Below are 19700 nucleotides of genomic sequence, written 5' to 3' on the forward strand. Positions count from 1 at the left end.
TAGCTTTGCGGGTAAATTCGTATTGCAGAGCAGGCAGGCCGCTACGCGCGGCCGTCTTCAATCTCTCTGAGGCTGCCGCCGTGCGCTCAACGGCCTGGGGGCGCTCTAGAGATAGCGCAGCCAGCTGTCCACACCCTTGTCTATCAGCGCATAAGCCTGTTCGTACGCGGGCCTGCGCTGCCGATACGGATCGGGGATGTCTCGCTGGCTCAGCCATTTGTCGAGGAGGAAGACCTTGCCGCTGGCTTCCGGCGCCATGCGCCGGATCGCGTCCACGTGGCTTCGCTCCATGACGAGGATCAGGTCGGACTGGCGCAGCAGCGCTGCATCCAGCTGGCGGGCGAGGTGGCCCGTGCCGTCCACACCGTGCTCGCGCAACAGCTCCAGCGCGGACGGGTCCATGGGATGCCCGGCCATGGCGCTGAGACCCGCGCTCGATACCGTCGCGCCGTGGCCCGGGCCGAGGCGATCCCTGAAAAGATATTCCGCCGTGGGACTTCGACAGATGTTGCCGATGCAGGCGATCAGGATGCGTTGGAACATGGTGTGCCCATAATAGACGACCGACCGGAGAGCCGCACGTGACGATATGGATGGCCATCACCGCACTTGGCGACAGCGCGGTGCTGCTGCCGATGATCGCCTGGATGGCGATCTGCCTGGTGCTGCCTCCCCTCGACCGGCACGATGCATGGCGGTGGCTGCTGGCTGCGATCGTGTGCGGCGGATGCGTCGCGCTTTCCAAGTTGCTGTTCATGGCCTGGGACATCCGGCCTCCCGGGCTCGACTACACGGGGTTCAGCGGACACACCGCGCTGGCCATCCTCGTATGGCCAGCGCTGGCGGCCCTGCTCATGCAAGGCCGGCCGGAAGCCCAGCGCCGGGCGGCCATCGCGTGCGGCACGCTGGTGGGTCTCGCCGTCGGCATGTCGCGCCTCGCACTGGAATTCCACAGTCCGTCGGAAGTATGGCTGGGCTCGCTCCTCGGTGCGGGCGTGCTTGCCTGGTTCCTGCGCGGTCTTTCGGCGCCACGGGAGGCAACCGGCGATCGGGCCGGACTTCGCAAGATGTTGCTGGGCGGCGGCGCCCTGGCGATCCTCTTGCTTTGCTATGGCCGGGTGTTTCCGTCGCAACACCTGCTGCAGGACATGGCCGCCTGGCTGAGCGGCCGTCCCGATGTATTCACGCGCCCCGGACGACCGGGCTGAGTGCCATCTCGGCCAGACGCCTGAACTCGTCCACCGGGAGCAGCCCCGACACCAGGCGCTGCGCCAGCAGCCAGGCAGGCGTGCCGCGAACGCCCAGGTCCCGTCCCATGGTCTGCGAACGTTCCAGTGCGAGCATCGCGCTTCCATCGGCCCGGGCCAGGTGCAAGGCCTCGAGGTCTACGCCGTATCGCGCCGCATAACGGTCGACGACCGCGACATCGCCCAGGTCCTCACCCAGGGCAAAGTGGGCCTCGAAAAGGTCCTTGTTGAAGCGCACCGAGGCCTGCGGGCGATGCAAGCGCACCCATTCGGCCGTGGCGAGCGCCATGCGCGTGTTCGGCAGCCTTGCCGGCCATGCGAGGGGCAGGCCGGCGCTCCTGGCCTCGCGTTCCAGCCGTTCGTACATCTCGCCCTCGCGAGGGCCAACGAACAGTCCTTCCGGGGGAATCTCCGGATGTACCTCGAACGGCAGCTCCACCACGTGGATGCCATAGTCTTCGAGGATCCTGTTCCGGTTCTGGCTGACGTAGCAGAACGGGCAGACGAAGTCGTACCAGTGCAGTGCGGTGTGCGGGTCACCCAGCTTCAACGATTCTCTGAATGTATTCATGCGTTCATGATCGGCGTGGCCTCGCCGTTCCGGAAGTGAAACAATCGCAGTTCGATCATGCACCGCGTTCACACCCCCTCATGACGGTTACCTTCGCCAACCTCGATCTCAATCTGCTCCGTGTCTTCGACGCGGTGATGGCGGAGCGTAGCGTCCTTCGCGCCAGTCACAAGCTGTTCCTGAGCCAGTCCGCCGTGAGTCACTCGCTGAAGCGCCTGCGCGAGATCGTCGGGGACGAGCTCTTCGTACGGACCGCGTCAGGCATGCAGCCTACGGCTCGCGCGCTGGCCCTCGCCGGGCCGATCGGGGAAGCCATGCGCTCCATGGAAAACGCGATCGGCCTGGAGGCGTTCGACCCCGCCACCTCCACCCACCGTTTCACCGTGGCGGCGAGCGACTTCATGACCATGGTGGTATTCCCGCGGTTGCTGGAGATCCTGGCCGCCGAGGCACCCCATGTCGACATCGCCATCAAGCCTTCGACACGAATCGACCTGGCGGAACAGCTCGACCTTGGAAGGATCGACGTCGCCCTCGGCACGTTCTCATGCGTACCGGCGCGGTTCGGCAGCCGCAGCCTGTTCGAATACGACGAAGTCCTGGTCACCGGCGCGTCTTTCCCTGCGGGCGGCCTGACCATGGCATCGCTCTCGCGCCTGTCCATGGTGGTCGTGTCGCTCGGCGGCGAACGCGACGGCGCGGTGGACGGCTATATATCCGAGCGCGGCCTCGCCCGGCGCTCCGAAATGTACGATCGCGCAGCGTTCGAACAAGCCTTTGCCGCGTTCGACCGGAAGCCGCGCATCGCGGTTTCCTTGCCCCACTTCCTGGCCATTCCCGCGTTGCTCCGCGAGCCGGACATGGGTGCCATCGTGCCTCGCCCGCTGGCGGCCAGCTTCGCGCGCCACCACCCCATCGCCGTCCACGAGCTTCCCTATCCGACGACATGCTTCAGGGTCTGCGCGCTATGGCACGAGCGATTGGCGGGCGACCGCGCGCAGGGATGGTTGCGGGAAGCCATCGGGCGCGCGGCTCAATCCTAGGAATGCGCCGAACAGGTTCGCGGCATCAGCGTCCCGGCAAAGCCGCGAGCTGCCGCACCATGAAATCCACGAAGACGCGGAGCTTCGGTGGTTGCACATGACCTCTCGGAAACACCGCATGGAGTTCCGGGCAGCGACCGAGCCACCCGGGAAGTACGGGCCTCACGAGGCCTTCCGCGGCGTGCCGCGCCATGATCATGTCGGTAGCCATCATGAGGCCCGCTCCGGCGAACAACGGCGCCTTCAACACTTCCGGATCGTCCGCTTCTATCACCGGCGTCACTTCGTAGCTTTCGGTCGTGCCATCCTTGCTCATCGGCCACGCATAACCGCCGCCACGCCTCGCCACGCGCGTGACCAGGGCGAAGTGACGCTGTAGTTCGAAGGGATGGGCGGGCTCGCCGTGCTTTTCCAGGTACGCGGGGCTGGCGTACACCCGATTCGGCAGCACGGCCAGGCGACGGGCCACCATGCCTGACTCCACCAGCGGCCCCATGCGTAACGCCAGGTCCACATGCTCTTCCACCAGATCGATGGTGCGATGGCTGAGCACGAGATCGATCGTCACTTCGGGAAACTGTTCGCGGAATCCAGCGAGCAGCGGTCCGATGAGGCTCAGCATCAACGAGTGCGACGAGGTGACTCGCAAGGTACCGCGCGGCCTCCCCTGCAACTGCGACACCGACGCTTCGGCATCGGCCAGGGTCTGCGCTATGTGCCGGCATTGCTGGTAGTACACCGAGCCGGCTTCGGTGAGGCTGAGCTTTCGCGTCGTGCGGTGGAGCAACTGCGCCCCCAGACGTTCCTCCAGCTCACGGATGCGACGGCTGAGCGTCGTTTTGGGGAGGCGCAAGTCGCGCGCCGCCGCCGTGAAGCTGCCGGCCTCAATCACTTTCACGAAGGCCAGCGTGTCGTTGAGATCGATCGTCATGGGCCGGCCCTTTTGTGCCACCAATGGCACAATCATTTCCGAAATATCCGGCTAATCACGGGAAGAGGTCAAGCGTAGCCTTTCACTGTGCCGAAAGGGACCAACAATCGGCACTTCTTCCTGACCATTCTCTGAGGGCTACGCCATGAACCGTTTCTTCAAATCCACCCTCGCCCTGGGCGCGCTCGCCGGGCTTTCCCAGACCGCCGTGGCCGCCACCGATGCCGCCCGGGACCCGAACATCGATCCGCAGATCCGCACTTTCCTTGCCGCGGTGAACAAGGACTCCAGTCCCTTCTGGACCTTGCCCGGCCCCCAGGTACGCGCGGTGCTCACCGGCCTGCAGGCCAAGACGCCGGTGGACCTTTCGGGCGTGATCGTCTCCACGAAGAGGATTCAGCAAGACGGCCGCAGCGTAAAGCTGTACGTCATGAAGCCCGAACATGCGACGGCCAAACCTCCGGTGCTCCTGTTCATCCATGGCGGCGTGTGGATCGCCGGCGATTTCGAGAACCACAAGCGCCTGGTGCGCGATCTGGTGGTCCGCTCGAATGCCGCCGCCGTGTTCGTCGAATACACGCCCATCCCGGACGCCGTCTTCCCGACCCAGATAGAAGAAAGCTATGCCGCGGCGAAGTGGGTGGCGGCACACGGCGATGAGATCGGCGTGGATGGCAGCCGCATCGCTGTCGCAGGCAACTCGGTCGGTGGCGACATGACCGCGGCGCTCGCGCTGATGGCGAAGGACCGCGGCGGCCCCTCGATCCGACTGCAGGTGCTGCTCATTCCGGCCACCGATACGAACTTCGACACGGCTTCGTATCGCCAGTTCGACACCGGCCGCTTCCTGCCCCGCGCATTCATGCAGTTCGGCTGGAACATCTATGCGCCCGATGCGAAGACACGCGCCAATCCCTACGCCGTGCCGATGCGGGCGACGAAGGAACAACTGCGCGGCCTGCCGCCTGCGCTGGTCATCACGGCCGAGAACGATCCGTTGCGCGACGAGGGCGAGGCCTATGCCCGCAAGCTGAAGGAGGCCGGCGTCCCCGTCACCGCCACCCGCTACAACGGCACGATCCACGACTTCGTGCTGCTGAACGGCATCAAGGACGTGCCGAGCACGCAGGCAGCGCTGGACCAGGTCGGCCACGCGATCGAGCAGGCCCTTCGTTAGAAACGTGCAGGAGCCGCCATCGCGGCTCCTGCATGGATCGCCTACCCTTCATGGAGACCGGATCAATGAAACCCGCACTTCTCTTTCTCGCCACCGTCGCGCTCTTCGCCGCCGTGAATGTTTCCCGCGCCGATGCCACGACCGGCGCGGCCGCCGCCCCGGCGACAGGCTGGGTGGCGCAGCAGGCGCCGGGATTTTACCGCACGCGCCTCGGCGACTTCCGCATCACCGTGCTCTCGGACGGTTCCGCCCCGCGCGACCTGCCGAAGATCATGAGCAAGCCCGACGAGGTGCGCGCAGCCTTCGCCGATGCGCACCAGGCCTTACCGGTGGAGCTGTCGATCAATTGCTATCTGATCGACACCGGCACGAAACGTATCCTCGTCGACACCGGCGCGGGTGAACTTTTCGGGCCGACCTCCGGCAAGCTGGTGGCGAACCTGCACGCCGCCGGTTATGAGCCCGGGGACATCGACGCCATCCTTCTCACGCACATCCATGGCGACCATTCGGGTGGCCTCAGCATCGGCGGCAAACCGGTGTTCCCGAACGCCGTCGTGTATGTCGATCGCCGCGATCCGGCGCATTGGCTCAGCGCGGAGGAAGAGGCCAAGGCTCCGGCCAATCGGCGCACCACCTTCGAGCAATCGCACCGCACCGTCGATCCTTATGTGAAGGCCGGCAGGCTGAAGACCTTCGACGGCGCCACCGAATTGTTCCCGGGCATCCGCAGCGTTCCGGAACACGGCCATACTCCGGGTCTTACCGGCTATATGGTCGAAAGCAAGGGGCAGCGCCTGCTCCTGTGGGGCGACATCGTCCACGCGGCCGAAGTGCAATTCCACGATCCCTCCGTCACCATCGAGTACGACGTGGATCCCGCGCAGGCCATCGCATCGCGGCGCCGCGTGCTGGCCGACGCGGCACGCGAGGGCTACCTCGTGGGCGGTGCGCACTTGTCCTTCCCCGGCCTGGGCCACGTGCGAGCGGACAATGCCGCCTATGCCTGGGTTCCTGCACCGTACCAGGCGGCACCGTGAAATGTGGGAGCCACGGCTCCCACATTACCCTTTACTGCAACCGCAGCGGAGAGACGGCATGGCTAGCGTGCTTTCGGTCAATACAGGTATGCCGCGCGACGTCGAATGGGAAGGCCGCGTCGTACGCACGGGCATCTTCAAGACGCCCGTGCGCGGCCGTGTCATGGTCCGCACGCTCAACATCGACGGCGACGGCCAGGCCGACAAGGCCGGCCACGGCGGCCCCAACCGGGCGGTGATGGTCTACCAGATCGAATCGTACCGGTACTGGGAGGCCTTCCTTGGACGCCCCACCCTGGAATACGGGCAGTTCGGCGAGAACCTCACCATCGAAGGGCTGCCGGACGATGAGGTGCGCATCGGCGATCGCTACCGGATCGGAGGCGCCCTCTTCGAAGTCACCCAGCCACGCGTCACCTGCTACCGCGTGGGCATCCGCATGGATCATCCGCAGATGGCGTCCCTGCTGGTGGCGCATCATCGGCCCGGCTTCTACTTCAGGGTGATCGAGGAAGGCGAGATCGGTGCCGGCGACGCGATCGAAAGGGTCTCGCAAGGCCCGGAAGACCTGACGGTGGCCGACGTGGACGCCCTGCTCTACCTTCCCGGCCACTCGCGCGACACGCTGGAGCGCGCGCTGCGCATTCCGGCTCTCAGTCCGGGATGGAAACAATCGTTCGCGCAGATGCTGGAGGACGAAGCGCGTCCGAAGCCGCCGGCGCAAGCGGTGCCGGCATGGAGCGGCTACCGCGACCTCGTCGTGGCGAGTGTCCACCGCGAGAACGACGCCGTCACTTCGCTGCTGCTCGTCAGCACCGACGGAACACCCTTGCCACCGCCTGTACCCGGTCAGTTCCTCGCCCTGCGGATCGACCGTGGACCGGACCTGCCGCCGATCCTGCGCAGCTATTCCATTTCAGGGTATGTGCCGGGGCAAGGCTACCGCATCAGCGTCAAGCGCGCGGAAGGCGAAGGCAGCCGGTTCCTGCACGACCAGGTCGCCGCCGGCCAGCGCATGGCGGCCAGCGCGCCGCGGGGAGAGTTCACGCTGGTAAGCGACGGTTCGCCGGTGATCCTCATCAGCGCCGGCATCGGCATCACGCCCCTCCTTTCCATGCTGCGCGCGCTGGCGACGGAAGCGGCGCCTCGCGCCGTGTGGTGGATCCATGTCGCCCGTCGCGGCAGCGAGGACGTCTTCCCGGCCGAAGTGCGCGAAACCCTTGGGAAGTTGCCCGGTGCGCACAGCAAGGTGTTTTTCAGCCAGCCCATGGATGGCGACGTGAAAGGCCGCGATTACGACATCGCCGGGCGGATCGGTCGTGTCGAGCTGGAAGGCATGGGCCTGCCCAGGGACGGACACTATTACCTCTGCGGACCCCAGCCCTTCATGAGCCAGATGCTGATCGACCTGCACGGTATCGGCGTCGCCGACGACCGCATCCACAGCGAAACCTTCGGTCCGGGAGCCTCGATCACGCCCGGCACCACGGGACCGGGGAGCCGCGCGCCGCATCCGCCGGCCGTGGACGGCACCGGGCCGCTGGTGACGTTCAACCGCAGCGGCCTGAGCGTGCATTGGGACTCCCGTTACCGGTCGCTCCTGGAACTGGCCGAAGCCTGCGACGTCACCGTGCGTTGGTCTTGCCGCACGGGCGTGTGCCACACCTGCCAGTGCGGTCTCGTGGATGGCGCGGTGGCGTACTCGCCCGACCCGCTCACGCCGCCGCCGGCCGGCGACGTGCTCATATGCTGTTCGCTTCCACGCGGGCCGGTGTCGCTCGATCTTTGACGTTCACACCGCTGGGGCACGACGGCTTGCCGTCGGCTGACGAGGTTGCTAGTTTCGCTCGAGGTGAGACCGTCACCGCCGCCAGCGAGCGTCCATGGCCGAAGCAGCACATTATCGTTCGGCGCGGCTGGTTCGCGCGGTCGGTGGTGTACTGGTGTTGGTCCTCGGCATCACGCTGGCGCTGGTGCTGAAGACTGACTATACGCGACGCATCCAGGCGGCCCGGGTGCAGAACAAGGCCTTTGCCGATGGCGGGCAGCGCCTGCTGAACGCACAGTTGCGCAACCTGCAGCGCGCGATGGAAGGCGTTGCCGCCGACAGCGGCCAGCTGATGGCCAGCGTGCCGGAACGCGCACCCGCGCTCATCAGCGAGAACATGGCGGGCGTCGCCGGCCGGCGCCAGGGCGAGATCGCCGATCTCCTGCTGGTGGATGCAGACGGCAAGGCCATCACCCTGGGCGAAGGCGACCCTACCCTCCCTGCCTGGACCCGGGACCCGTCGTCCAGGGCAAAGCTCCGCCTCGGCCCCCTTGAGTCCCGGCACGGCCAGTGGCTGTTGCCGCTCGCAGTGGCTGCAGCCGACAACCGCTGGGTGCTCGCCCGGCTGAAGCAGACCCAGCTGCAAGACATCGTGGAGCACCTCCGCGCCGGCAACAAGGGCGTGGCCGCGATCACCGACCGCTACGGCAAGATCGTCGCGCGCACGGGAAATTCGCCCGGCGTCATCGGCGATTCGGTCGACAGCCTCTTCGAGCCGTTCGATCCGGAGACCGACCGCCGCGTGAGCCGGATCGATGGCGTCGACCGCATGGTGGCCGTGAGCGGACCGCAGGATTACCCCTTGTGGGTGGGTGTCGGCGTGGCCACTCCAAGCGTGCTTGGTGCGTGGTACCGCTTCGCCTTCTTCAGCACCTTCCTGTACCTCGTGTACTGCTTCGGCTTCGTCTACCTGTACCGCCGGCTGCTTGCCGGCGAGCGCACGCAGATCCGCGAGTTCAACGAGCGCATGCAGATCCAGGCGTTGCTCGCCCAGGCCGAGCAGCGCTTCCGCCTGGCCTTCGACAAGAACCCGCTGCCGTTCTGGGTGTTCGACACCGACACGCTCGCCTTCCTCGAAGTCAACGAGGCGGCCATCCGCAACTATGGGTACTCGCGCGAGGAATTCCTCGCCATGCGGATCACCGATATCCGCTCGGCGCAGGATGCGAACACCGTGAAGCGCCTGCTGAGCTCGCCGGTGCCACCCGACGATATCGACCCCGGAAAGGTATGGGTGCACCGGCGCAAGGACGGCACGACCCTGGACGTGCGCATCCATGCGGCAAGCATCGATTTCGCCGGCCACAAGGGTCGGCTCGTGCTCGCCGAGGACATCACCGAGCGGCTTCGTTCCGAACGCGCCCTCACCTATCGCGCCACCCACGACGTGGTCACGGGCCTGCCGAATACCGAAGCGCTCGTGGAGTACCTCGACCATGGCCTTGGCGACGGCGCGTGGTACGAACTCATCTATATCCACCTCCGCGGCATGGACCGGGTAAGCGACACCTTTGGGCTGGAAGTCGGGCGCAACGTCCTTCGTCAGGTGGCCGCGCGATTCGCCGCCATCGGTAGCTCGCACGGCATGGTCGCCCATCGGCCCGGCGAGCGTTTCATGGTGGCGATCAACCATTCCGCGCGCCGCGACGAGATCGTGGCGCAACTGCTGGCCGCGGTGACCGAGCCCGTCGTGGTGAACGACACCTTCCACACCCTGGATCCCCAGCTCGGTTCGGCCTCGCATCCCGCCGACGGACGCCGTGCGGGCCAGGTGATCGCCGCGGCGGCGCTGGCGGCGCACATGCGCGGCAGCGACGGCGATCCCATCCAGGTCTTCGAGCCGGCCATGGCGGAACGTTCGGTCGCGCGCCTGACGACGGCCTCGCGCATGCGCCAGGCCATCGACTCTGGCGAATTGCTCATGCATTTCCAGCCCATCGTCGATGCCGCCACCGGCACGGTGCGCAAGCTCGAAGCCCTGGTCCGCTGGCCCCAGCCCGACGGCAGTTTCATACCGCCCAACATGTTCATCCCGCTGTGCGAGGAAACCGGCCTGATCGTGCCGTTGGGTCGCTGGACGCTGGACGCCGCGGCGCAGGCATGCCTCGTGCTCGCCGGTGCGGGTCATGGGCACCTCCCGATCGCCGTCAACGTGTCGGCGGTGCAGTTCCAACGCACCGACGTGGCGGCCCAGGTGAGGGAAACCACGGAAGCCCACCACCTGTCGCCGGACGCGTTGCAGGTGGAGCTCACCGAAAGCAGCCTGATGGAGCAGGAGCGCGCGGTGCCGGCGCTGCAGGTCCTGCGGTTCCAGGGCACGCACGTGTCCCTCGACGACTTCGGCACCGGCTTCTCGAGCATGGCCTACCTGCGCGACCTGCCCATCGATTCGCTGAAGATCGACCGGTCGTTCGTCGTCGACGTCGACACCGACGCCCGCGCGGCGTCGATCTGCCGCTCGATCATCGTGCTGGCGCATACGCTCGGCATGACCGTGGTTGCCGAAGGCGTGGAACGCGAAGGCCAGTATGCGTGGTTGCGGGAAAACGGCTGCGACCAGATCCAGGGCTACCACGTGGTGGAGCCGATGCCGCTGGCCAGCCTGGTGGCCTACCTGGCCACGGCGCCGACCGGCAGCAGTTCGGAAAGCCCGGTCCACAGCAACTGAATGCCGATGCAGAAGATCACGAAGGCCAGCAGCTGCAACGCCACCTGCATCCGCTCGTGCCCCAGCCGGTGGCTCATGCTGTCGGCAAAGCGCATGCACAGGTAGATGGATACCGTGATCGCGGCAAGGGCCACTCCCGCGGCCACCACGTGGATCCAGCCGATCCCGCCACGCGGCGATCCGGTGCCCACGGCGATGGCGACCGAGATGGCGCCGGGCCCCACGGTGAGTGGCAGGGTCAGCGGGTAAAACGACGGATCGCCGTGGTGGCGATGGACCTCCGTGCCATCCCCATCGTCATCGTCCATGCCGCCCAGCATGCGCCAGCCCGCCGCGGCGATCACGATGCCGCCGGCCACGCGCAGGACGGGAATGGAGATTCCGAAGAACGAGAGCACGTAGGCGCCCACCAGTAGCGATCCGACCAGGAGCAGCAGGCTGTTCAACGCCACGCGGCGCGCCAGGCGCTCGCGTTCCGCCGCGTCGGCATGCGGCACGATGCCGAGCGACATGAGCGCCGCGCCGGGCGGATTTATCACGGGGAGCAGGCTTGCGACGATCGCCAGCGTGGCCTGGCCGATTTCCACGAACATCCGGGTACCTCATGAGGAAAGGGCGAGTGCCGCACCCTACTCATGGTCGTGTGAAGAACCCCTGGAGTCTTTCCTCTGCGCAGCCGCGTTTTTCGAATCGAACGGTCGCGCGACGGCGTTCGAATTCGAAAGGGACCCTGCTTACTGGAAAGACCGGGCAGCGCCCCTGGGCCGACCATGGCCTCGCCGGCCGATGGGGTCGGCGCCTCACTTCAGGACAAACCATGAAATCGCATACCTTCCTCTTGGGCACGTTCCTCGGCGCCGTGATGGCGACCGGCTGTGCCGCCATCGCCCAGGAAGCGCCCATCGTCGACATCGGCGACCGTCACGGCAACCTGCGCGACGCCCAGCAACACATCGTGGAAGCCTGGCGTGCCGTCAGCCGCGCGCAGGAAGCCAACGATGCGCGCCTTGGCGGTCATGCCGGCCGGGCCAAGGAACTGCTGAGCCAGGCCAACGAGGAACTGCGTCTCGCGGCCGACGTGGCGAACGACCGCGGCCGTCGCTGGTGACATGGCCCGTTCCGTTGGTCTCCGTGAGTTCATCGCGGCGCTGAAGGACTGGCGCTGGTGCCTCGGCGTGCTGCTGGCCGTGCTTGCAGCCGGGGCACCGCGTGCGGCCCCGGCCACGGAGGACCTGCGCGAACCCAGGGAATTCACCTATGACGCCGATGGCGTCACCACGGCGACCCTCACCGCCGCGCTGACGAAGGTGACGATCGGCAACACGCCTTACGAGTCGCTGGTATTCAACGGCGACTACGACGCGCCGGTCATTCGCACGAAGCCGGGGGGCATCATCCGGCTCACGCTGGACAACCGGATGGACGAGCTGACCAACCTGCACTTCCACGGCATGCAGGTTTCGCCCCTCGACGAAGGTGACAGCATCTTCCGCCTCACCGATCCGCATACGAAAGGCCAGTACGTCCTGCGCCTGCCGCCGGAGCACTCGCCCGGCCCGTACTGGTACCACAGTCATTTCAACAAGGGCGCGGAACGCCAGGTAGCCGGGGGACTATCCGGGCCGATCCTGGTGGACGGCCTCAAGGACCAGTTCCCCGAACTGCGCAATGTGCGCGAGCGCGTGCTCGTGCTGCGCAACTTCCAGAAGACCTTCACCGGGCGGCTCGCCAGCGAGATCGTCACCGGCTCGCCTTCGATCCGCACGATCAACGGGCAATACCAGCCCGACATCCATATCCGTCCCGGCGAGACGCAGCTGTGGCACCTGTTCAACGTGGCGGCCAACCAGTATTTCCGCATCCGCCTCGACGGACTGCGCGTCCAGATCATTTCGCAGGACGCCGACACCGTCGTGAAGGAAGTCTTCGCCGACGAACTGCTGATCGGACCGTCCGCCCGCGTGAGCATCCTGGTCACGGGACCGCGGGCTGGCCGTTATCCCGTGACGACGGGCCGCGCGAATACCGGGCCCGCCGGCGACAGCTATGCCAGCGCGCTCCTGGGCACCCTGGTCTCCGAGGGTGAACCGGTGCCCACGGTGAAGATCACCAGCACCTATCCGCAGGTTCGCGACCTGACCCGCGATCCCGTCGCCATGCGCCGCCGCTTTGTCTTCCAGGACTCCGAAGACGACCCGAATGCATTCTTCATCAACGGGCGCCGCTTCGATCCGGACCGCGTGGACACCACGGTGAAGCTCGGCGATATCGAAGAGTGGACGCTGTTCAACCCGAGCCAGGAGCTGCACCAGTTCCACATCCACCAGCTCGACTTCCAGGTGACGAAGATCAACGGTAAGCCGGTGGACTTCATCGGCTACCGCGACAACGTGTTCATCCCCGCGCTGGGTTCGATCACACTGCGTATTCCGTTCACCGATCCCGTGATCCTCGGCAAGTTCGTCTATCACTGCCACATCATGGAGCACGAAGACGGCGGCATGATGCAGGTGATCCAGGTGGTGCGCCCGGCCGATTACGACCAGGCCGTGAAGCTCGAGCCGTTGGGCGGCATCTACGGCGACAACCAGACCTGCGTCTACCTGCGCAATACCGGGCGGACGGCACTGGACAAGACCGCACCTGCTTCCGCGCGGCCGCTGGGTGGTGCGCCATGAGGCGGCGCGCACTGCTTTTCCAGGCGATCCTCGCCGTCGGTATCGCCGGCCCGGCCGCCGCCGATACCGGCCGCTATCCAGGCTTCGGCATCGAATACGGCAGCGCCATCCAGTACGACTTCAACGGACTGGACGTACGCGGGCAGCCGCATACGGTGACGACCAACGGCTATTTCGACATCACCAACGTCCTGCACTTCCGCTTCAATCCGAACGACGAGATCTTCCTCGGTACCGAAATCAGCCCGGTGACCGACGCACGCCCTGGCCAGCGCCGCTGGCTCGGCGGCACCGGCCTGAACATCACCGACCTCAACTGGTATCACCAGAGCGAAGTGGACACCTGGCGCATCGGCAAGATCGACCTGCCGTTCGGCCGGGCGCAGGGCAGCGCGCCGGGGCTCTATACATCCGACTTCGTGTCGACCTACGCCTTGGGCGGACTCATCGGCGCGACCTACCAGCGGCGCTTCTATACGGACACCATGGGCACCTTCGCGCCCAGCGTGGCCGTCTACGCGGCCGATACCTCCGTGCTGAGCCGCGCGTTCTTCCGCCCCTCCACGCAGGCGCGGCGTTCGGACGGAGGCGCCACCAATACGGGCAAGCCGAACAACTTCACCGCGGTGCTGGACTGGCGCGCTCCCGCAGCGCTGCCCTATCTCGAGATGCAGCTCGGTTACATGGCGAACCACAAGGGCGAGACCAGCGAGTCGTTTCCGGCGGCGGCCAACGAGCGAGCCTGGGTGACTTCGGTGCGATACCTCATCCCGTTCGAGCCGACCACCCAGCTCGGCCCCACGCTGTCGGGCCGCTTCGTCGACCTCGTGCCGTTCGTCGAGTACGCGCGCGTGAACAATGAGAATGGCGTGCCCGGCTACGACACCCGGTACCTCACCACCTCGCTTACCCTCGACACGGGCCGCTTCGCCTGGGGCATCACGCATACCAACCGGCGCATTTCGCCTGCCGGGGCGCCCGGCAGCAACGAGTACCTGACCGAAGCCAGCGTGGTCTACCACCTCACCGGCCTGATCGACCTTGGCCTCTCCGGTGGACGGTCGAGGCAAGGGGGCGAGGACTCGAACCTGTTGGGCCTGCAGATCGTGCTGAACGGAGCCTTCTGATGACGCGCTGGCTCGCCTGCCTCGGACTCGGACTCCTCGCCGCCGCGCCACTCCGCGCGCACGCCGGTTCTGCGTCAGTCGGGGGCCCGTTCCAGCTGGTGGACCAGGACGGGCACGCCGTCACCGATCGCAGTTACCGGGGCAAGCCCCTGCTGATGTATTTCGGGTATACGTCCTGTCCGGACGTCTGCCCCGTGGATGTGGCGAAGATCGCCTCCATCGCCAGGAGCGTACGCACGCAGACCGGCATCGACGTCACGCCGGTGTTCGTCACCGTGGACCCGGAGCGCGACACGCCACAGCGGATGAAGGCCTACGTGCGCGCCTTCAGTCCGGACGCCGTCGGCCTCACCGGCTCGCCCGCGCAGATCACGGCAGTGACCGACGCCTACCACGTGTACTTCCGCAAGGTGCCTACGGAAGGCGGCTACCTCCTGGACCATTCCACCGTGCTCTACCTCATCGGGCCGGACGGCAGGTTCCTCGACCACTACGGCAGGAAGCTTCCCGAACAAGAGGTCGCCACCCGCGTGGCGCAAACCCTCCAGGCGCACCGTTAGCGCCATTCACGGCCGGCGCTCGCCGGTTCCCTCGCATCATCGTCAAAGGAGACACCCATGCGCACCTCGCACCGTTACCTGCTCGTCGCCATTGCCGTTGCCGGCAGCGCGTTCTTCACCCAGATCGCCGCTGCGGACGACAGCAGCAAGTTCCCGTCGTTCGCCTCGATTTCCGGTGGCGACAAGATGCTGTCGCGCGATGAGGTTACCCCCGCGCTTGAGAAGAAATATCCCGCGCTGACCGACCTGAAAGCGCATTGGGACGACGCCGACATGGACAAGGACGGGAAGATCAATCAGCACGAGTACGAGGCCTTCATGAACCTCAAGAAGGATTGATCAGACCAGGAGCGGCCGCGCCGGCACCGCCAAGCCGGCGCGGCCGCGCTGCCCTGCCCGTGCACGGAATCGGCAAACCGTGCCGTAAATACTTGCGGAAAACGGCAAGCGCGCCATAGGATCGTCTCGTCCGCCGAGGGATCCCGACACGTGACGCCGCCCGTCATCCACTCCGAATTGGCATGGCGCAGTCCAGCGGTGGCGGACGGCTGCGGCGACCGCGTGATCGCATCGCGATGGACATCGCCGCCCGTCGAGGGCCTCCGCGCCGTGACTCCCGCCGACACCCATATCGTGGCCATCTATCTCCGCGCTACCCGGGGCATCCTGCGCGTGGACGGCCAGGTGGTGCATTCGGGACGCCTGCCTACCTGTTGCATCTTCGTTACATCGCCCCGGCAGGAAATCTCGGCCGAATTCTTCGAACCGGCCGACGTGCTGCACCTCAGCATCCGCAACGACTTCCTCGCCGAGTATGCAGGCGATGGTTTCGACGAGGGCACGCAGCTTGCCGGCATCTATCGCGACGAAGCCATCGTGATGATGGGAAGGGCCATCATCGCCACGCACGCGTGCGGGCACATGGCCGGATGCACCGAGACGCTGGGAAAGCCGATCATCGCGCGCCTGCTCCACCTCCACGCGTCCTCGGACCGCATGCACGCGCGCACGCGGAAGGTCACCATCCAGGGCTGGCGCCTGCAACGCGTCACGACCTACGTGGATGCCAACCTGGACAAGCCGATCACGCTGGCCGACATCGCCCGTGCCGCAGGTCTCTCGCCGATGCATTTCGCCGCGCAGTTCCGCGCCGCCACCGGCCACAAGCCGCACGAGTACCTGCAGCTCTGCCGCATCGAACGCGCGAAGCGGCTGCTCGAGGAAAAGGAACGCTCGCTCGTCGACATCGCGCTCGACGTGGGCTTCCGTACCCAGGCCCATTTCACCACGGTGTTCAAACGCTTCGCGGGGCGCACGCCCCATTCCTGGCGCGAGCGACTGCCCGACTGAATCCGTACACCGGCATGGTGTCCGCGAGTACCGGCCGCGACGGCTCAGTCGTCCTTCCCCTCGCCGCTCTTGGCATGCGGCGGATGGCGGCGCGGCTCGGGAATACCGCCCGGATTGTCGGTGCCCTGCCCCGTGGGCGGCGTGACCTTGGGTGCGCCGTACTCGTCCCGCTTGCGCGGATCCGGGGCACGCTTCGTGTTCATGCCGTCGGTCCAATGCTCGTTCGGAGCGGTGGAGCGTGGCGCAGACGTGTCCACCCGCTGCGGTTTCCCTCCGCTGGCGGACTGTCCGCTCACCGCCGCGGTGCCGGCATGGGCAGGGTGGGCGGCGTCCTGTACCAGGGCGGGTGTGCTCGTGGCAAGCAGGAAAAACATCGTCGATAACATGGAATCACCTCATTCTGCAGCGGGGCCCTACGCCTTCGACGTTCCCATGGTGACGGAATCGAGGTGTTCCACCCGCACGATGTCGCCCAGCCAGACGAGTCCGCTCCACCCTGGCTGCTGCGGATCCTCGAGCTTCACCGTCCCGTTGATGCCCTCGACATCGTCCGCATCCTTGAAGACCTGGACGGTGGGAGTGACCATGACGACGCCCTCGACCGGCGGTCCCTCCAGCACATGCACACGTACGCGGGCGTTGATCGCGAGTTCCTCGACCCAGCGGTTCATGCGCGCGATGTCCTCCGGCTCGGTGAAAACTGTCCTGGCTATGCGTCCCATCGTTCGGCTCCTCTGGCGGCGGTATCAGCTGCAAGGGTCGCCCGGACGATGTGAGAGGCGCATGCAGCCCCACATAAGGTTTGGTGAGGGCGACCTCTTCACCGAGGCGGCGCACGACGCAAAGCCGGGGAGTTGCACCCGGCCCTCGCCTGTTCGTGGTTCATCCGCCGCCCGCGCCGGACCCGGTGTCCGGCGCGGGCACCTGCGTCAAGCCGCCGCTAGGCGGCCGATTTCTCCGCCGCGCGCTGGTTGCCGGCCTGCTCGGCCAGCATCGTCAGCTTCTCGTCGGTTGCCTTTTCTTCCTTCAGGGTGGCCTGCAGGAGCGGGATCGCGTCCTTGTAGCCGATCTGCTTCGCGATCGCCGAGAGCGTGCCGTAAGCGGCGATCTCATAGTGTTCCACCTTCTGCGCGCCGCCGATAAGCGCGGCGTCGCGCAGCGGCCCCGCCGGAATTTCCTCGATCACTTCCTTGCCCTCTTCCACCAGTCCTTCCATGGCGGCGCACTTGATGCGCTTCAGGCGGATGCCAAGGGCCTCGACGATCTGGTCGATACGCTCGACCTGCCCCTGGGTCTCCTCGAGATGGGTTTCGAAGGCCTGCTTGAGCTCCGGCGCCTCGGCAGCGCGAGCCAGCTTCGGCAATGCCTTGGTCAGCTGTTTCTCGGCGCTATAGATATCCGACAGCTCGTGGATGAAAAGGTCTTCGATCGTCTTTACTGCCATGGTCTTCTCCGTGTCGGGCTGTGGTTCGTCGGAGTCTGGGATGCTAGGCGCGCGTTCGTCATGCGCCCAGCTTCGTGGCGTGAATGCGATGACGACAGATGCCTGTATTCACGCTTCTTCGCGCAGGGGCTGGAAGGCGTCCACCGTCTCCCAGTTACCGTCGTCGCCTTCGATCTTCAGGCGCACGCGGCGCTGCATGCGGCGGCCCATGCTGTCGGCCAGCCGCAACGCGTGCCTGAAGCACTCATCCTGGGTGGCGAAGGCGCCCATGCGATGCGTCTCATGGAAAACCTCCCAGGGATACCCGTGGTTGCGCTGGGCCAAGGGGAGGTAAAGCATGATGGGGGTGTGCAGTTCGCTGGTCATGCCCACCATCATTCAAACTCCGTGCCAGCGCCGATACGCGCCTCTGGACGCGGTGGAGCGCGGGCAGCGCATGCCGTCGTAAGCCGGCGAGCGCATGTTCTTCCAATCCTGCTGCAGATCCTGCACCCTGATCGCGACCTAACCAGCGGTTTGCAACTCGTTTAGAGGCATCGCAGATCACGTTAAAAAACGTGAAGAGCCATTGACGCCGCTTGCGGTTCAGTTGCACGCTTGGCCCGGCAAGCTCCCCGCGATTTACCCGAGGACGAGGAAATGACGAGCGACCTGCGCAACCCGCTGAAACGTGCACGCAACATCGGCTCCGCCAAGTCCGGTGCCGGATCGTGGATGGCCATGCAGTTCACGTCGCTCGTGCTCGTGGGCCTGTCGATATGGTTCGTCGTACTCGTGCTGACGCTGATGCACTCGGACTACGCCACGGTCCGCCATGCCGTCGCCCATCCGGTCAATGCGACCCTGATGGCGACCTTCGTGGTCCTGGTCTGCTGGCATACCGAGCTGGGATTGCGCAACATTTACGAGGACTACATCCACACGCGCTGGATCGGCTTCTGGAGCGCCATCCTCACCCGTTTCGCCCTCCTGCTGATGGCGGTGCTCTCGCTGTTGTCGATCGTGCGCATCGCCATCGCGGGTTGATCGCCGCCGCTAGCTAGTATCCCGACCGGCGCAGCAGCCACGCGGCAGCTAGCGTCGCGCCGGCAATGACCACGGCCGAGCGCGTCCGCGGCGACCGTCGGGCGTCCGACACCAGGCCTTCCACAACGTCCACGCGGTCCGCGAACAGCAGCATCAGCCAGTGACGCAGGTCGTTCTCGCTGTGGCGGAAGGCCCGCCGGCGGATCCATCCGCTGAGGCCACGCGGCGGGACGCTGGTCCCGAACACGGGGGGCCGCTTGAAGTGCTCGGTCGACTGGAGGATCTCGACCTCCGATTGCTGCGGAGGGGGCTGGTCCCAGTGCACCCCTTCCAGGCGCGGCGGCGTGCGCTCCATGGGCACGGCGGGACGGTTCGCCCGGTCGAGGTCGGCTCCCCAGCCCGGAATGCGGTCTTGCGGTCGGTTCATGGCGGATACCTCAGGCTGCGGTCGTCGCGGCGCTCTCGGCGCCGGGTGGGATCAGCACGGTCTTGATGCATTGGTCCTTCTTGCTCGAGAACATTTCGTAGGCGTCGCTCACGTCCTCGAGCGGCACCCGGTGCGTGATGATGGCGCGCGGGTCGAGCCGCCCCGCCTGGATGTGCTCGATCAGGCGCGGCAGGTGCCGCTTCACGCTCGCCTGGTTCATCCGCAAGGTCAGTCCCTTGTTGAGGGCGTTGCCGATGGGAACGGCATTGAAGGTGGGACCGTAGACGCCGACGATGGACACGTTGCCGCCCTTGCGCACCGAGTTGATGGCCCAGTGCAATACCGTGGCCGCGCCTGCCTGAAGCTTCATCTTCACGCCGGTCAGGTGCTGCATGATGTTGCCGGTCGCTTCGCATCCCACCGCATCGATGCACACATCGGCGCCGAGGCCGTCGGTCATCTTCTTGATGTGGATGGCCATGTCGCCGACGGAGCGGAAATCGACGGTCTCGCACTGCGCGTAGCGGCGGACGAAATCCAGCCGGTAATCGACGTGGTCGACCACGATGACCCGCCCTGCTCC

Annotated in this window: 23 protein-coding genes; 13 read left to right on the forward strand and 10 right to left on the reverse strand. The window is 66.2% G+C overall.

The genetic code is table 11. The annotated features are described in order from the left end of the window. Nucleotides 1-105: 105 nt before the first annotated feature. A complete protein-coding gene (locus tag ACR9ZH_RS05360; RefSeq protein ID WP_481289729.1) occupies nt 106-543 on the reverse strand; it encodes a low molecular weight protein-tyrosine-phosphatase in 438 nt (145 codons plus the stop codon). A gap of 38 nt (nt 544-581) precedes the next feature. On the opposite strand from ACR9ZH_RS05360, the gene ACR9ZH_RS05365 reads away from it, so the two are divergent. After that, nucleotides 582-1208 carry a phosphatase PAP2 family protein gene (locus tag ACR9ZH_RS05365; RefSeq protein ID WP_481289730.1) on the forward strand — a complete coding sequence of 209 codons (627 nt, stop codon included), beginning with the start codon at nt 582-584 and terminating at the stop codon, nt 1206-1208. Here the strand turns inward: ACR9ZH_RS05365 and ACR9ZH_RS05370 are convergent. Then, complete coding sequence (locus tag ACR9ZH_RS05370) at nt 1183-1818, reverse strand: DsbA family oxidoreductase (protein ID WP_481289731.1); 636 nt, start codon at nt 1816-1818, stop codon at nt 1183-1185. The two genes, ACR9ZH_RS05365 and ACR9ZH_RS05370, sit on opposite strands and share 26 nt — an antisense overlap. 80 nt (nt 1819-1898) lie before the next feature. On the opposite strand from ACR9ZH_RS05370, the gene ACR9ZH_RS05375 reads away from it, so the two are divergent. After that, nucleotides 1899-2861 (forward strand): LysR family transcriptional regulator, encoded by a 963-nt coding sequence (locus tag ACR9ZH_RS05375; protein WP_481289732.1) that lies wholly within the window; start codon nt 1899-1901, stop codon nt 2859-2861. 25 nt (nt 2862-2886) lie between these two features. Here ACR9ZH_RS05375 and ACR9ZH_RS05380 read toward each other — a convergent pair whose 3' ends face one another. Beyond that, nucleotides 2887-3792 carry a LysR family transcriptional regulator gene (locus ACR9ZH_RS05380; protein WP_481289733.1) on the reverse strand — a complete coding sequence of 302 codons (906 nt, stop codon included), beginning with the start codon at nt 3790-3792 and terminating at the stop codon, nt 2887-2889. A 145-nt stretch (nt 3793-3937) separates the two neighbouring features. On the opposite strand from ACR9ZH_RS05380, the gene ACR9ZH_RS05385 reads away from it, so the two are divergent. The 4 genes from ACR9ZH_RS05385 (at nt 3938) to ACR9ZH_RS05400 (ending at nt 10505) form a co-directional block, all read left to right on the forward strand. Next, nucleotides 3938-4969, forward strand: a complete 1032-nt coding sequence (locus tag ACR9ZH_RS05385; protein WP_481289734.1) for an alpha/beta hydrolase — start codon at nt 3938-3940, stop codon at nt 4967-4969. Nucleotides 4970-5034: 65 nt separating this feature from the next. Beyond that, nucleotides 5035-6009: an MBL fold metallo-hydrolase gene (locus tag ACR9ZH_RS05390; RefSeq protein WP_481289735.1), complete on the forward strand. Its 975-nt coding sequence runs from the start codon at nt 5035-5037 to the stop codon at nt 6007-6009. 58 nt (nt 6010-6067) lie between these two features. Further along, nucleotides 6068-7798 carry an MOSC domain-containing protein gene (locus ACR9ZH_RS05395; protein WP_481289736.1) on the forward strand — a complete coding sequence of 577 codons (1731 nt, stop codon included), beginning with the start codon at nt 6068-6070 and terminating at the stop codon, nt 7796-7798. Nucleotides 7799-7892: 94 nt separating this feature from the next. Next, nucleotides 7893-10505: a bifunctional diguanylate cyclase/phosphodiesterase gene (locus tag ACR9ZH_RS05400; protein ID WP_481289737.1), complete on the forward strand. Its 2613-nt coding sequence runs from the start codon at nt 7893-7895 to the stop codon at nt 10503-10505. Here ACR9ZH_RS05400 and ACR9ZH_RS05405 read toward each other — a convergent pair. Then, nucleotides 10448-11098: a MarC family protein gene (locus ACR9ZH_RS05405; RefSeq protein ID WP_481289738.1), complete on the reverse strand. Its 651-nt coding sequence runs from the start codon at nt 11096-11098 to the stop codon at nt 10448-10450. The genes ACR9ZH_RS05400 and ACR9ZH_RS05405 overlap by 58 nt on opposite strands. Before the next feature lie 224 nt (nt 11099-11322). Here ACR9ZH_RS05405 and ACR9ZH_RS05410 point away from each other — a divergent pair, with 224 nt between their 5' ends. The 6 genes from ACR9ZH_RS05410 (at nt 11323) to ACR9ZH_RS05435 (ending at nt 16220) form a co-directional block, all read left to right on the forward strand. Then, nucleotides 11323-11613, forward strand: a complete 291-nt coding sequence (locus ACR9ZH_RS05410; protein WP_481289739.1) for a hypothetical protein — start codon at nt 11323-11325, stop codon at nt 11611-11613. Between the two features lies 1 nt (nt 11614). Next, nucleotides 11615-13183, forward strand: coding sequence for a multicopper oxidase family protein (locus ACR9ZH_RS05415; RefSeq protein WP_481289740.1), 1569 nt, complete (start codon nt 11615-11617; stop codon nt 13181-13183). Then, the gene (locus tag ACR9ZH_RS05420) at nt 13180-14310 is read left to right on the forward strand and encodes a hypothetical protein (RefSeq protein WP_481289741.1); all 1131 of its coding nucleotides are present in this window, start codon (nt 13180-13182) and stop codon (nt 14308-14310) included. Before ACR9ZH_RS05415 ends, ACR9ZH_RS05420 begins: the two co-directional genes overlap by 4 nt. Continuing rightward, nucleotides 14310-14870, forward strand: coding sequence for an SCO family protein (locus ACR9ZH_RS05425; RefSeq protein ID WP_481289742.1), 561 nt, complete (start codon nt 14310-14312; stop codon nt 14868-14870). The genes ACR9ZH_RS05420 and ACR9ZH_RS05425 overlap by 1 nt, the downstream gene beginning before the upstream one ends. Before the next feature lie 57 nt (nt 14871-14927). Further along, nucleotides 14928-15209 carry an EF-hand domain-containing protein gene (locus ACR9ZH_RS05430; RefSeq protein WP_481289743.1) on the forward strand — a complete coding sequence of 94 codons (282 nt, stop codon included), beginning with the start codon at nt 14928-14930 and terminating at the stop codon, nt 15207-15209. 150 nt (nt 15210-15359) lie between these two features. Next, complete coding sequence (locus ACR9ZH_RS05435; RefSeq protein WP_481289744.1) at nt 15360-16220, forward strand: helix-turn-helix domain-containing protein; 861 nt, start codon at nt 15360-15362, stop codon at nt 16218-16220. Nucleotides 16221-16264: 44 nt separating this feature from the next. Here ACR9ZH_RS05435 and ACR9ZH_RS05440 read toward each other — a convergent pair whose 3' ends face one another. From ACR9ZH_RS05440 to ACR9ZH_RS05455, 4 genes are all read right to left on the reverse strand, one after another. Then, a complete protein-coding gene (locus ACR9ZH_RS05440) occupies nt 16265-16606 on the reverse strand; it encodes a hypothetical protein (protein WP_481289745.1) in 342 nt (113 codons plus the stop codon). Between the two features lie 27 nt (nt 16607-16633). Next, nucleotides 16634-16942, reverse strand: coding sequence for a DUF3247 family protein (locus ACR9ZH_RS05445; protein WP_481289746.1), 309 nt, complete (start codon nt 16940-16942; stop codon nt 16634-16636). A gap of 218 nt (nt 16943-17160) precedes the next feature. Further along, nucleotides 17161-17664, reverse strand: coding sequence for a YciE/YciF ferroxidase family protein (locus ACR9ZH_RS05450; protein WP_481289747.1), 504 nt, complete (start codon nt 17662-17664; stop codon nt 17161-17163). Nucleotides 17665-17772: 108 nt separating this feature from the next. Then, complete coding sequence (locus ACR9ZH_RS05455) at nt 17773-18042, reverse strand: hypothetical protein (RefSeq protein ID WP_481289748.1); 270 nt, start codon at nt 18040-18042, stop codon at nt 17773-17775. A gap of 261 nt (nt 18043-18303) precedes the next feature. Here ACR9ZH_RS05455 and sdhD point away from each other — a divergent pair, with 261 nt between their 5' ends. Next, nucleotides 18304-18690 (forward strand): succinate dehydrogenase, hydrophobic membrane anchor protein, encoded by a 387-nt coding sequence (sdhD, locus tag ACR9ZH_RS05460; protein ID WP_481289749.1) that lies wholly within the window; start codon nt 18304-18306, stop codon nt 18688-18690. Between the two features lie 13 nt (nt 18691-18703). On the opposite strand, the gene ACR9ZH_RS05465 is transcribed toward sdhD, so the two are convergent. Both ACR9ZH_RS05465 and ACR9ZH_RS05470 read right to left on the reverse strand, forming a co-directional pair. After that, a complete protein-coding gene (locus ACR9ZH_RS05465; protein ID WP_481289750.1) occupies nt 18704-19117 on the reverse strand; it encodes a hypothetical protein in 414 nt (137 codons plus the stop codon). 10 nt (nt 19118-19127) lie between these two features. Next, nucleotides 19128-19700: MDR/zinc-dependent alcohol dehydrogenase-like family protein (locus ACR9ZH_RS05470; RefSeq protein ID WP_481289751.1), on the reverse strand; the 573-nt coding region annotated here is incomplete at its 5' end.

Source organism: Luteibacter sp. SVR4-7G, assembly GCF_056755555.1.